We start from the raw sequence: 13,002 nt of genomic DNA, 5'->3' as shown, positions 1-13,002 counted from the left end.
CTCCGCAGCGTGATGCTGGTCGCAGACTGGCATGCAGGCGCTGAACCGTCGTTTCACGAGCCGCGCTTCCACGGGCCAGCCCTCCGGTTCCACGGTCATCGCCCCTGTGCCATAGTCGGAACGTTGCCGCGCGCCCCCACTCGCGAAGCCGGCAGCCAAAAAATCGAAGGGTAAAAGTCCGTTGTCGTCCGATGTCCACTCTGGGGAGGGGTTCATGCTGGAGCAGTACGGTTTGGCCTTGGCGCTGGTATGCGCCGTCATTGCGATCCTTTACGGGGTCATTTCCGCGCGCTGGATCAGCGCACAACCCGCCGGCAACGAACGCATGCAGCAGATCGCCGGCGCGATCCAGGAAGGCGCACGCGCCTACCTCAATCGCCAGTACACGACCATCGGCATCGCCGGCGCGGTGCTGTTCGTGGTGATCGGATTCTTCCTCAACTGGCCCACCGCGATCGGCTTCCTGATCGGCGCGGTGCTGTCGGGCGCGGCCGGCTACATCGGCATGAACGTCTCGGTGCGTGCGAACGTGCGCACCGCCGAGGCCGCACGCAAGGGCATCGGCCCGGCGATGGACGTCGCGTTCCGCGGCGGCGCGATCACCGGCATGCTCGTAGTGGGCCTGGGCCTGCTCGGCGTTGCCGGGTATTGGGTCGTGCTCACCCATCACATGGGCGTGACCGGAGAAGCCGCGCTGCACGCGCTGGTCGGTCTGGCCTTCGGCGCTTCGCTGATCTCGATCTTCGCGCGCCTGGGCGGCGGCATCTTCACCAAGGGCGCCGACGTCGGCGCCGACCTGGTGGGCAAGGTCGAAGCCGGCATTCCCGAAGACGACCCGCGCAACCCGGCGGTCATCGCCGACAACGTCGGCGACAACGTCGGCGACTGCGCCGGCATGGCCGCGGACCTGTTCGAAACATATGCGGTCACCGTGATCGCGACCATGCTGCTTGGCGGCCTGATGATGGCGGAGGCTGGGCAAAACGCGGTGTTGTACCCGCTGGTGCTGGGTGGCGTGTCGATCCTCGCCTCGATCGTCGGTGCGTTCTTCGTCAAGGTGAAGGCCGGCGGCTCGATCATGGGCGCGCTGTACCGGGGCGTGATCGTGTCGGCGGTGCTGGCCGCGATCTTGTTCTATCCGATCACCATGCAGTTGATGGGCGACAACAGCCATGGCGCGATGAACCTCTACGGTTGCGCGTTGATCGGCCTGGTGCTGACCGGTGCGATCGTGTGGATCACCGAGTACTACACCGGCACGCAATTCAAGCCGGTGCGCCACATCGCACAGGCATCGACCACCGGCCACGGCACCAACATCATCGCCGGCCTGGGCGTGTCGATGAAGTCGACCGCGATGCCGGTGATCGCGGTGTGCCTGGCGATCTGGTTCGCGTTCCATCTGGGTGGTTTGTACGGCATCGCCATCGCCGCGACCTCGATGCTGTCGATGGCGGGCATGATCGTCGCGCTCGACGCCTATGGCCCTATCACCGACAACGCCGGCGGCATCGCCGAGATGGCGGAACTGCCGCCGGAAGTGCGCGCCATCACCGACCCGCTCGACGCCGTCGGCAACACCACCAAGGCGGTGACCAAGGGCTATGCGATCGGTTCGGCGGCACTGGCTGCGCTGGTGCTGTTCGCCGACTACACGCACAACCTGGAAAGCGCCGCGGCCGCCAAGATGGCTGCGACCGGCGTGGCAAGCGAAGCGCTGCGCTTCGACCTGTCCGACCACACGGTGATCATCGGCCTGCTGATCGGCGGCCTGATCCCCTACCTGTTCGGCGCGATGGCGATGGAAGCCGTCGGCCGCGCGGCGGGTGCGGTGGTGGAGGAAGTGCGTCGCCAGTTCCGCCAGATCCCCGGGATCATGGAAGGCACGGGCAAGCCGGAGTACGACAAGGCCGTGGACATGCTGACCAAGTCCGCGATCAAGGAAATGATCGTGCCGTCGCTGCTGCCGGTGGTGGTACCGATCATCGTCGGCCTGCTGCTGGGTCCGAAGGCGCTGGGCGGTCTGCTGATCGGCACGATCGTCACCGGCCTGTTCGTCGCGATCTCGATGACCACCGGCGGCGGTGCCTGGGATAACGCCAAGAAGTACATCGAGGACGGCAACTTCGGCGGCAAGGGCAGCGACGCGCATAAGGCCGCCGTCACCGGCGACACCGTCGGCGACCCGTACAAGGACACCGCCGGCCCGGCGATCAATCCGCTGATCAAGATCATCAACATCGTCGCGCTGCTGATGGTGCCGCTGCTGTAAGGCACTGGTGGATTCGCAATACCTGGACGGCGGCCTTCGGGCCGCCGTCTTCGTTTGGGACGAGGGCGGTCCCAAGGGCCGCTTGCCGGCGGCCTGCCCTCACCTCAACCCCTCTCCCGCGGGAGAGGGGTTCCATTCCGCGCCAGCGCGTGACCCCACCGGAGAGGCCTCCCCGTGAAGAAGGGGCGGCCGCGGCCGCCCTGGACTGCTGCGCCGCAGCAGCCAGCCGCGTAAAATGCCGGCCCCGCTTTCCTGAAAAGCCCCCACCCGGCCGCGACATCGCGCGCGGCCAACAGCAGTTGGAGCAACGCATGGGTCTGGACCTCGTCCCCACCGGCAAGAACCCGCCGGATGAGATCAACGTCATCATCGAAATCCCCAAGGATGCCGAGCCGGTCAAGTACGAGGTCGACAAGGCTTCGGGCGCGATCTTCGTCGATCGCATCCTGTCCACGCCGATGCGCTACCCGTGCAACTACGGCTACGTTCCGCACACGCTGTGCGGCGACGGCGACCCGGCCGATGTGCTGGTGATCCTGCCGCTGCCGCTGGTGCCGGGTTCGGTGATCCGCTGCGTGCCGGTCGGCGTGCTGAAGATGACCGACGAGGCCGGCAGCGACGAGAAGCTGATCGCCGTGCCGGTGCCGAAGATCTTCGGCGGCTACGCCCACATCACCGACATCGCCCAGGTTTCGCAGCACTGGCTCGACCGCATCGGCCACTTCTTCGAGCACTACAAGGACCTGGAGAAGGGCAAGTGGGTCAAGCTCGACGGTTTCGGCGGCGCCGTCGAAGCCAAGGCGATCCTCAACGACGCCATCGCCCGCTTCAACGCCGAAGAAGACAAGCCCAAGTTCTGAGGCCGTCTGCCGATCGCTGACCGCGAAGACGAAGGCCGCCATCGGGCGGCCTTCGTCGTTTGGGCTGGTCAGTGCACCGCCACCGCGCCGGCCACGCGCGCGGCGCGATCGGCCACCGCCTGTAGCGACGGCCAGGCGCGTTGCAGGTCGGCGGCGTGCTTGCGGATGATTTCGGCATCGGCCGTTGTCGGCAGCTTGATCAGTCCGGCCAGGCCGCCGTCCAGCGGGCGGTCCCAGGCGTAGTCCAGCGACAGGCACAGCCGCGCGATCTCGCCTGCCGGGTTGTCGATGAAGTCGCGGTAACGCACCACGCGCCAGCGCGTCGGTTCGAGCGCGGCCAGGTCGTCCAGCAGGACCTCGGTGGCGGCACGCCATTGCCCGGCCACGATGTCCGCCAGTGGCTTGCCCGCCAGTTCGCGCCAGCCCGGGGTCAGCAGCAGCGACCAGTGCGGTCGCGGCCAGCCCGGCAACGACTTGTAAGTGCAAAAGCGATTGGATTCCCATGCCAGCAGCATGTTGGACAGGGCTTCGCGCGGGTCGCGATACAGGTAGACGAAGTGCGCCTGCGGGAATGCCTTGGCCAGGAACGGGATGCGCAGCGAGTGCTTGGGGGTCTTGTCGAGCAGGCGCAACGGCATCCGGCGCGGACGGGCGCCATCGCGATCGACGGCGCCGTCGCGGTAACCCTGGCGCACCTGTGCCACGACTTCCGGCGTGGCATCGCCGGCCGACAGCCGGTTGGAGTCGAAGCCGTGCGCGCGCACGTGCAGGGCGTCGATATCTTCGACCAGCTTGTGGCTGCCGCTGCCGACGGTGAACACGCGCGGCGCGCGCATCAGCGTGTCGTACAGCAACTCCGCGCCGGACCGTGGCGAGGAAACGATGAATACCGGGCGGTCGAACTCGTCGTCGACGGCGTTGGGGATGTTGTTCATTGCATTCTCAGGCGTTGTCGCCGATGTCGCGCTGGGCCGCTGCGGAGGTTGCGCCGGAGGTCGGCGCGGAAGGTACTCCGACCGCGAATTTGGCCACGATCGTCTGCAGTGCATTGAACCAGCGCAGTTCGTTGTGCAGCAACAGCGGTTGAGCAGGCGTACGGATATCGTCAAGGAAGCGCTGCAGCGCAGCGCGGTAATGCGGATGCCCTTCGCTGCGCTCGCCGAACTCGAACCACAGGCCCTGCCAGGTGTGCGCGAAGCGCATCGACATCTGGCGGACCTGCGCCAGGTTCGCATGCGGCACCACATCGGCGAACAGCAGGCCCAGATGTGCGTTGACTTCCCACGGGCTCATCACCGCCGGCACGTTGACGCTCTCGCACGGGAACGTCGCGACCACGCCCGGCTTGGGCGTCAGCGCCCTCATCGGCCAGCCCAGCCGCGGCGCATCGTGCGGCCTGCCGCGACCGACCAGATCCCAGAAGTCGCCGCCACCCACGGTGTCGATGACCAGATGGACGCGGGACTCGACTGCGTCGTTGAGCACGCGGTGTTGGCGCCAGGTGTCGAAGATCCAGCATTCGCCGGCGGCCATGTTGATCGTCGCGTCACCGCATTCGAAACGAACCGTCGGCTGCGTCATCACCGGCACGTGCACGCGCACGCGTTCGGTCCAGTAGTAGCCCTGGTCCGCATGCCGCTTCACTTCAGCCATGCCGGACAGGCGCATCAGGCGGCTGCGGCCGGCCGTGGCGCCGAGACTGGCGAAGACCTGGGTCAGATAGGGGCATTGCAACAACTCGGGGGTCGGCCGCATCGGGCCGGCAAAGGCTTCGTTGGCCGGATCGCCGCCCACTGCCACCAGCGGCAACATCGAATTGCCCGGAAAACCCTGCGGATGCGGGCGCCACGGCCCCTCGCCCAATGCGGCGATTTCCGCCGCCAACACGTCCGCGTCGATGGACAGTGGCAACTGGATGAACGGCACCTGCAGCTTCATTGCGGACCCGGGAAACAAATCAGCCGCTATCGTACAGCCCGCCGCCCCGGACGATCACCGCCCACGGTCGCCGCACAAAAAACTACGGCCCCTTTCGGGGCCGTAGTGGTCTTGCTTGTTGCGTGCAGCCGATCAGAAGCGCTGCTGGTACTTGAGGTACATGAAGCGGCCGATGTCGAAACCGCCGTAGTACGAGAAGCCCGAGTTCGGCTGGGCGTACGCCGGAGCGGCGTAGTGCTCGAACACGTTGTTGGCACCGAGGGCCACCGTCGCATTCCACGGAGCGTTCCAGCGGACCTGGACGTCGTGGAAGGTGTTGGCGCCCAGCTCGTTCATCGGAGTGATCGTGCCGTCGGTGTCCGGAGCAGCGTAGTCCGGCAGCGAGCAGCGATCAGCGAAGAAGCACTCTTCCTTGGTGCCCGAGTAGTAACGCACGCCCCAGGTCGCGCCCCACGAACCCTTCTCCCACGTCAGGTTCATGTTCGAACGCAGACGGAAGTTGCCGCCGAAGCCGTTGAGCTGCTGCGGGGCGCCTTCGAGGTTGTCGGTCTTGAGCTCGAGGCTGCTGACGTAGGTGTTCAGCCAGGACAGGCCGAACTTGCCGTAGTCGGTCGACATCGAGTAGTTCAGGTCGAAGTCGAAGCCTTCGGTTTCCTGGAAGCCGGCGTTGCGGCCGCCGAACGCCAGGAACGTCAGCTCACCCGTGGCGGGATCACGCTGGAACGTCGTCGCGCTTTCGCAACGCGACGAGATGCCACGGATGTAGCAGTCGTTGAGCATGTCGGTCGGGGTGTCCGCGACGATCGTGTTCTCGATGCGGATGTTCCACCAGTCGAGCGACATGTTCAGACCTTCGGCGAAGGTCGGGCTCCACACGAAGCCCAGCGTCTTGGACGTCGAGGTTTCCGGCGTCAGGTTCGGGTTGGAACCGGACAGGAACGGAATCGGCGACTGCGTGCCCGGGCCCGGGGCGAGGCCACCGGCCTGCGCCGGCTGGCGGTAACCGGCCGGAACGTCGGCCAAGCAGGCGGCGCTGCCGGCAGCCGAACCGAACAGGGTGTCGCACGGATCGGTGTAGTCCTCGAACGACTGCGAGACGCCACCGTACAGGTCGGCCACGGTCGGGGCGCGGAAACCTTCCGACCAGGTACCGCGGACCAGCAGCTGGTCGAGCGGCTTCCAGGTGAAGCCGAACTTGCTGTTGGTGGTGTCACCGAAGGTGTTGTAGTCCGAGTAGCGCGACGCCAGGCTGATGTTCAGTTCCTTGGCGAACGGCAGGTCGGCCAGCACCGGGATGCTGAGCTCGGCGTAGACCTCGTCCAGCGAGTAGCCACCACCGGTCGGGCCGGAGGCCAGGTCGGTGGAGATACCGGTCTGGGCGAGCGCATCCGGCGAGAAGAAGCCGCTCTCATTGCGGTACTCGTAACCCACCGCGACGCCGACGTCGCCGGCCGGCAGGGCGAACAGCGTGCCGGTGATGTTGGCGAAGTACGACTTGGTCTCGGTTTCCGACAGTGCCTGGCCCGGCAGGTACAGGAATGCCTGGACGTTGGGGTCGGCGAGGCTGTTCGGAGCAGCGTAGCCCTGCGGAACCAGCGGGTTCCACGGGGTGCAGGCGCCCGGTCCGAAGCCCAGCGGGATCGGGTTGGCGGCGGTGCCGCACTGGACCACGCCCTGCGAGTTCAAGAACGACGGACCGGTGGCCAGACCGACTGCCTGGGTGTTCAGGTTGCCGGTGCTGATCTGCTTGCCTTCGTTCTGGTTGTACAGATAGCCGGCATCCCAATCCCAGTAGTGATCACCGGTCTGGAACGAGCCACTGAACGCACCCGTGAAACGCCAGGTGGTCAGGCTGTTGTTCACCTCGCGCGGCACTTCCCAGCCACGACGGATGTACTGGATCGCCTGCGGCGACACGCCGGCCGGCAACGCACCGGTGGCCTGGTTGCCCAGCGGGTTGAAGTAGCTGTCGATCGACAGACCGCCCGAGGACAGGTCGAACGCGGCGCTCTGCATCGGATAGCCGGCGTTCTGGGCGAACGAGTCGCGGTCCGTGTACAGCACGTCGGTGTCGAAACCGATGCTGTCGGTGATGTCGAAGTGACCGTTCAGGAAGACCGAACGGCGCTCGATGCCCGAGTAGACCGTGGAGGCCTGGTTCGGGTTCGAGTTGTCGGTGGCGCTGCTGAAAGCACGGTAGCTGGCGAAGTCGGCGGGATTCAGGCCGGCCACGTCACGGCGGAGCGTAAGCGGGCCGGAGAAGATCGGGTTGCCGGCTGCATTGACCCGGCCAGTGTCGTAGGTGAAACGGCCGTACTGGCTGATGGCCGAGGTGCCGCCCGGACGCGGCGCGCTCTTCTCGCCGGTCGGGAAACGCACTTCGGAGAACCAGCGGTCACGCGCCCACACCGGATCTTCCTTCGAGTACTCGACGCCGGCGGTCAGGGAGCCGCGGTCGCCGGTGAAGCCCATCACGAAGTCGTAGACCTGACGCGTGCCGTCGCCCTGGTCGTACTGACCGTAGTAGGCATTGGCTTCGGCGCCTTCGAAGTTCTTGCGGGTGATGATGTTCACCACGCCGGCGATCGCATCCGAACCGTAGATGGTGGAGGCGCCGTCCTTCAGGATTTCAATGCGCTCGACCATCGAGGCCGGGATCTGCGCGACGTCCTGCAGGCCGTCGTTGGTGATGCCCAGGCGCTTGCCGTTGACCAGGATCAGGGTGCGGTTGGCACCCAGGTTGCGCAGGTCGATGTACTGGCCACCGACGGCTTCGCCGGAGGACAGCGGTGAGGTGCGGCTGATCGCCGGCGAGCCCGCGGCGGTGATGTTCTGGAGGATGTCGGCGACCGAGCTGAAGCCCTGGCCTTCGATGTCCTCACGGGTCAGCTGAAGGACCGGTGCAGCAGTTTCCAGGTCGACCTGGCGAATGCGCGAACCGGTGACTTCGATCTTGTCCAGCGTGGTGGCGTCCTGCTGGCCACCTTCCTGCGCGCTGGCAAATGCCGGCGCCAATGCGATCGCGATGCCGGCCGGAAGCAGGCCGAAGCGCACCGCGGTGCGCAAATTGCGATGGTTCATCTATCTCTCTCCAGAAAAAACTTTCGGATGGGCGCGTCTGTTATCGCTTTGTTAAACGCCCAGCAAAGTTACGTTCCGGTGCGGCCTATCGCTTTGCGATTGGCGCTTGGAGACTTTGCGGAATCTGCCCGTGCAATCGTGGGACCACTTCAGCAGCGCCAGGCGGAGACGTGACGAAACGCGCGCGGAATGCGCGCGAAGCCGTGGAGCGGTTGAAGTCGTTGGCCACGGCGATTTCGCCGACCACCACCGGTGGTCGGCATGAGCAGATCGCTGCGTGTTCCAGACGCAACGCGCACGGCAGGCGGCGCGTTGCTGATGGGGCTGTGCGACGCCCCGGTGAGTACCAGCTGAGGGCAGCTGGCCGGTTCGGTCGAACTCTCAGGTTCCGGTGCGAACCACCGCTTTACGGCTGGCACGGGGAGACCTTGCGGACTCGGCGGTCCCGGCCGCACCGCGGTAGCGCGTTGCCGAAACACCGAAGCGCGCACGGAAAGCACGCGCGAAGCTGCAGCAGTTATCGAACCCGCTGGCTGCCGCGACTTCGCCGATCATCATCGTGGTCGAGGTCAGAAGGTCAGCGGCGCGCTCCAGGCGCATGCGGGCCGAAGCGGCCTGCGGGCTCTCTTCATAGAGACTGTGGAAGGTCTTGGAGAAGTACCAGCTGGAGAAACTGGTCAGCTCGGCCAGCTCGCTGATGCGCACGACCCGATCGCAGTTGCCTTCCAGGTACAGGCGCGCCCGCTGCAGGCGGCCGAACACCTGGCGCTTGCGGCTGCGGGAGCGGCCGGGGCAACGCGGGATGCGCGCGGCCAGCTCGCGCTGGACGCCGGCCAGGTGCAGCAGGGCCGGCCGCAGCCAGGTCACGTCGGCGGCGGCAGGCACGGTCCGGCTGCAGGCCTCGCGCCACAGGCGCAGGGTGACGCGGGCATCGTGGCGCGACAGGCGGCCGCGGCCAGCATAGAGACCGCAATCGGAGAAGCGGGCCATCGACTTGAGCGCTTCGGCCGTCAGGGTGAAGCCCACGCAGACGCCGAAGCGGTCGGCCTGGATGACCGGCTTGGAATCCTTTTCCAGGGCGATCCATTCACCCTGACGGAGACGGAACCGCCCTTCCTTGGCCTCGACCCAGGAGGCGCCCCGGAGCTGGACCCAGATCGAGAACAGGTTGCTGGACAGCTGCATGCTGCCCAGTCGCGAAATGCCCACGCATCCTGCCTGGCTGGTTCCTTCAGGGGAGTCGAGCTGCAGCAGTTGCCCGCGATCCGCCCACTGTGATTGCTCCATGGCCAACCTCATTGTGCTGAGAATGGCTGGATGGTTTGCCCGAAGCGGGTGGTTCGATCCGGAAAGTTGGAGGAGAGTTATACGAAATCTTCACGACCGCTTCACCGAAAAAAGTCCGAAAGGTATTTTCCTTTTCGGATCAACTACCTGGACCAACCTGGCGCATGCTTTTCGGATTCCGAGGGCAGCTCCATGAAGCCGATGTCGGCGCCGTCCCATTCGGCGAGTGAGACATAGATCACATCGCGCGGTGCGAGGCTGAAGCCCGTGGGAGCGGATCGACGGGTCTGATCCAGGCAAATGGCGGGTGGTGGAGTGGGACGGCCGAGCTGGCGAAGCCGGGCCGCGCAGCCTTGCAATTGCTCCAGATAAACCACCTGGCCATCGGCGGCGACGTTCCACAGACGGTAGCGGTCAGGCGCCGGACCATCGCCATCGACCTGGTGGACACTTGCCGGATCCAGGTCCAGATCAACCTGCCAGAGGCCCGCGCGGGTCTGGCGGGTAAACAGCAGCCGCTTGCCGGTGACGTCGAGTTGAACGTGCGACACGTCGTCCAGGTTCGCCACCCGCCGCCAGGGCTGGGCGCTTCGGTCGAACAAGGCCAATTGCAGGCGTCCGTCGCCGGCGCCGGCCAGGACCAGCAATTGCTTCGGATCCGGCACATACACCGCCTCGGCCGGGTCACGGACCGGCACCGGCAGGCGAATCGCCTGACCGCTGGCGGGCATCACCTCATAGATACCCGACCTGCCCGTGGTGTCGACGCCGGTCACCAGCAGGCGGCGGCTGTCCGGGGACCAGGCCGGTGCGTAGCGGGGGCGCGGCTGCACGTCGGCGATCATCCGCAGCGAATCGGGATTGGCCAGATCCGCCCACCAGAGCGCCTGGACGCCGGTACGGTCCGAGAAGAAGGCCAGTTGCCGACCGTCCGGCGAGACCATCGGCGATATGTCGCGGGCCGACGACGGGAAGATCGGCTCGGCCACGTGGACGCCGGGCTGACGCGGATCAGGGAGCGCTATCCGGAACAGGCCGTAATAGGGCTTGCGCTGCACGAAAGCCGCCGCGGGACGCGCCAGCGCCACCGTCGGCGTCCACACGTCGTCGATGCCCAGATCGGTGACCAGGCCTTCGTGGAAATCGAACCTGTTCATGCGGACGATGCCGTCGGTCATTCGACCGAACAGCAATCCGGCGCCGTCCGGCAGCCAGTCCCACCCGCGGATGTCGGCGCGCAGGTTGCTCAGCCGCTGCGCTTCCCCCCCGTGCGCAGGCAGGCGCCAGAAGTCGCCCAGCGGGCCGTTGCGCACGAACACGATCCAGCGCCCGTCCGGGGAATACCGCGGAGACAGATCGACATCGTCGGCACCGGTGCGGTACTCCACCGAGCGCCAGGCGCCGCTGGCCAGGTCGAGGATGCGCAGCCCACTGGAGCCGGCGTCCGTGACCATGCTGCCGAAGATCAGGCCACGGCCGTCCGGAGTCCAAGAGAAGGTCGGCGCGCTGCGGCGATCGCAGTCGGAGACCTTGCGCTCGGCGCCGCCGCTGGCGGCGACGACCATCACCTGGCACTCCTGTCCCGGGATCATCCGCACGTACGCGATCTCGCGGCCATTGGGCGACCATGCCGGCAAGCTGTCCTCGGCCTCGCCCGTAGGCCGCGTCAATTGCCGGGGCAGGCTCTGATCGGTGGTCTGCACCAGGATCGCGGTATTGCGCTGATCCGCCGGCACCGCGACGTAGGCCACCATCGAGGCATCGGGAGAAAGCGACGGCATCAACTCGAAGCCGGGCGCCGAAGTAATCAGGCGATAAGGACGCGAGGCCGGCGGGGGTTGCTGCAGCCAGGCGTCGCGTTCGATCTTCGCGCGCTCATTGCCGTTGCGCGACCATGCGAACAGCAGCACCAGCCCCAGCAACAGCAACACCACCGCACTGGCGACGATCAGCTCACTGTGCGAACGCCGTGGCGTGGCCGGCCAGGGCACCGCTGCGATGGCGTCACCGACCGCTTCCGGCACCGGCGCAGGTTGCTCGGGGGCATTGGCAGCAGACGCCGCCAGCCATTCCACGGGCGCCAGCAGGCGGTAGCCATTCTTGGCGATCGTCTCGATATAGCGCGGGTCGCCGCGTTCCTGGCCAAAAGCCTTGCGCAGCTGGGTGATCGCCTGGGTGATGACGTCGTCGGTGGGCAGCGTGTCGGGCCAGACCTCGGCGAGCAGCGCATCGCGACTGACCACCTTGCCCGCGCTCTCGACCAGCACCAGCAACACGCCCATCGACTTGGGCGTGATCCGCTGCGGCCTGCGCGTCGACGGCGCACGCACCTCGCGCAGCGGCACATCGACGATGCAATCGCCGACGCGCAGGCGCTCCGAAGGGGGGTGCAGCGACGGTGGTTCGGTAGGGCGGGGCATGAATCCTGCGGATGGTGCGCGCGGACCCGGATTCCGTCATGTGCCTGAATGAATAGTCCATTCAGCTGCCACATGCGGCAAAGCGCGAAGACGGGTTCCGGTAAAGCGCCGGACGATAAAACATTCTAACGTCCCGACGATTACCCCGGGGCTCGCAGCCCCCTCCCGCGCCCTACGGCCACGGAATTCAGTGTTCCAGCATGGCGTGCCGGTACGTCCCGCCCGGAGAGCTTGTCAGTGGGGCTGCCGCAGGATGGTCAGGCCGATCAGGCGGGAGACCACCACAGCGATGTAGCCCACACCGGCGAACTGCTCCAGCATCACCAGCACCCGCGCCGTCGAGCCCAGGGGAATGACGTCGCCCAGCCCGACGGCGGACAGGTTGGTGAAACTCAGGAACAGCAGTTCCAGCCATTGCCGGGGCCGTTCCGGTTCGACCGCGCCGGTGAAGCTGCCCGGATACCAGGCCTGGCAGACCAGGAAGCAGTAGGCAAAACCCCATGCCAGCAGCGTGAACGTCGCGCCGGCGGCGTACAGCTCGTCGGAGGTGACGCGGTGATCGCTCAGCATGTAGCCGATCAGGCTGCCTGCGGCATAGAAGTACAACAGGGCCTCCAGCGCCGAGGACGCGACCAGCAACATCTCGCTGTCCAGCAATACCGACAACAGCGACAGCCCGAAGGCCGGAATGGCCAGCAACCACGCGATCCAGGTATTGGCCGGACTGCGGTTGACCACCCAGACCACCAGCGCCAGCACCAGCACGCCGAATGCACCGAACACGACCCGTCCGCCGTGCAGATCGTCGAACAGCGGATAGACCACCATGCTCAACAACTGCGCGCCGAGCAGGAATGCCGATGGATGCCGCCGCGCGGTCACGCGCCAGCGCAGGGACGAGTAGCTGCGATCGCTCATGCCGGCCATGTCCGCTTCAGCCGATCATCCGGAAGTGGTAGCGCAGGGCGTAATAGATGACGTACAGCCACGACAGCAAACCATGCACGATGGCCCACAGCAGCGACTTGTTGGCCGTCCACGAGATCACGATGGCCAGGGCGCTGCCGAAGCTGATCCCTGCCTTCACCACCTGCCTGCTGCCGTCGCCCATGCCCGTTCCTCGTGTCCGTTGATTGGCAGGCCG

9 protein-coding genes are annotated in these 13,002 nt (G+C 66.4%); 2 read left to right on the top strand and 7 right to left on the bottom strand.

Features of this window, described 5'->3' with window-relative positions:
• The first annotated feature begins 214 nt into the window (after positions 1-214).
• Both J2X06_RS03670 and ppa read left to right on the top strand, forming a co-directional pair.
• Positions 215-2,272, top strand: a complete 2,058-nt coding sequence (locus J2X06_RS03670; protein WP_310058419.1) for a sodium-translocating pyrophosphatase — start codon at positions 215-217, stop codon at positions 2,270-2,272.
• A gap of 311 nt (positions 2,273-2,583) precedes the next feature.
• The gene (gene ppa, locus J2X06_RS03665; RefSeq protein WP_310058416.1) at positions 2,584-3,132 is read left to right on the top strand and encodes an inorganic diphosphatase; all 549 of its coding nucleotides are present in this window, start codon (positions 2,584-2,586) and stop codon (positions 3,130-3,132) included.
• Between the two features lie 68 nt (positions 3,133-3,200).
• Here ppa and J2X06_RS03660 read toward each other — a convergent pair whose 3' ends face one another.
• The 7 genes from J2X06_RS03660 to J2X06_RS03630 form a co-directional block, all read right to left on the bottom strand.
• Positions 3,201-4,067 (bottom strand): sulfotransferase family protein, encoded by an 867-nt coding sequence (locus J2X06_RS03660; protein ID WP_310058413.1) that lies wholly within the window; start codon positions 4,065-4,067, stop codon positions 3,201-3,203.
• A gap of 7 nt (positions 4,068-4,074) precedes the next feature.
• On the bottom strand, positions 4,075-5,070 hold the full coding sequence (locus J2X06_RS03655; RefSeq protein ID WP_310058410.1) for an aspartyl/asparaginyl beta-hydroxylase domain-containing protein: 996 nt from the start codon (positions 5,068-5,070) through the stop codon (positions 4,075-4,077).
• A 132-nt stretch (positions 5,071-5,202) separates the two neighbouring features.
• Positions 5,203-8,151, bottom strand: coding sequence for a TonB-dependent receptor plug domain-containing protein (locus tag J2X06_RS03650; RefSeq protein WP_310058407.1), 2,949 nt, complete (start codon positions 8,149-8,151; stop codon positions 5,203-5,205).
• 381 nt (positions 8,152-8,532) lie between these two features.
• On the bottom strand, positions 8,533-9,438 hold the full coding sequence (locus J2X06_RS03645; RefSeq protein ID WP_310058404.1) for a helix-turn-helix domain-containing protein: 906 nt from the start codon (positions 9,436-9,438) through the stop codon (positions 8,533-8,535).
• Between the two features lie 143 nt (positions 9,439-9,581).
• Positions 9,582-11,858: a winged helix-turn-helix domain-containing protein gene (locus J2X06_RS03640; RefSeq protein ID WP_310058401.1), complete on the bottom strand. Its 2,277-nt coding sequence runs from the start codon at positions 11,856-11,858 to the stop codon at positions 9,582-9,584.
• Between the two features lie 234 nt (positions 11,859-12,092).
• A complete protein-coding gene (locus J2X06_RS03635) occupies positions 12,093-12,776 on the bottom strand; it encodes an ion channel (RefSeq protein WP_310058398.1) in 684 nt (227 codons plus the stop codon).
• A 16-nt stretch (positions 12,777-12,792) separates the two neighbouring features.
• On the bottom strand, positions 12,793-12,969 hold the full coding sequence (locus J2X06_RS03630) for a hypothetical protein (RefSeq protein ID WP_310058396.1): 177 nt from the start codon (positions 12,967-12,969) through the stop codon (positions 12,793-12,795).
• Positions 12,970-13,002 lie beyond the last annotated feature (33 nt).

The sequence above is a fragment of the Lysobacter niastensis genome (assembly GCF_031457115.1).
Taxonomy (GTDB): domain Bacteria; phylum Pseudomonadota; class Gammaproteobacteria; order Xanthomonadales; family Xanthomonadaceae; genus Lysobacter_J; species Lysobacter_J niastensis_A.
Note: the sequence above shows the minus strand (reverse complement) of the source record. Positions and strands in the feature narration are given on the sequence as shown.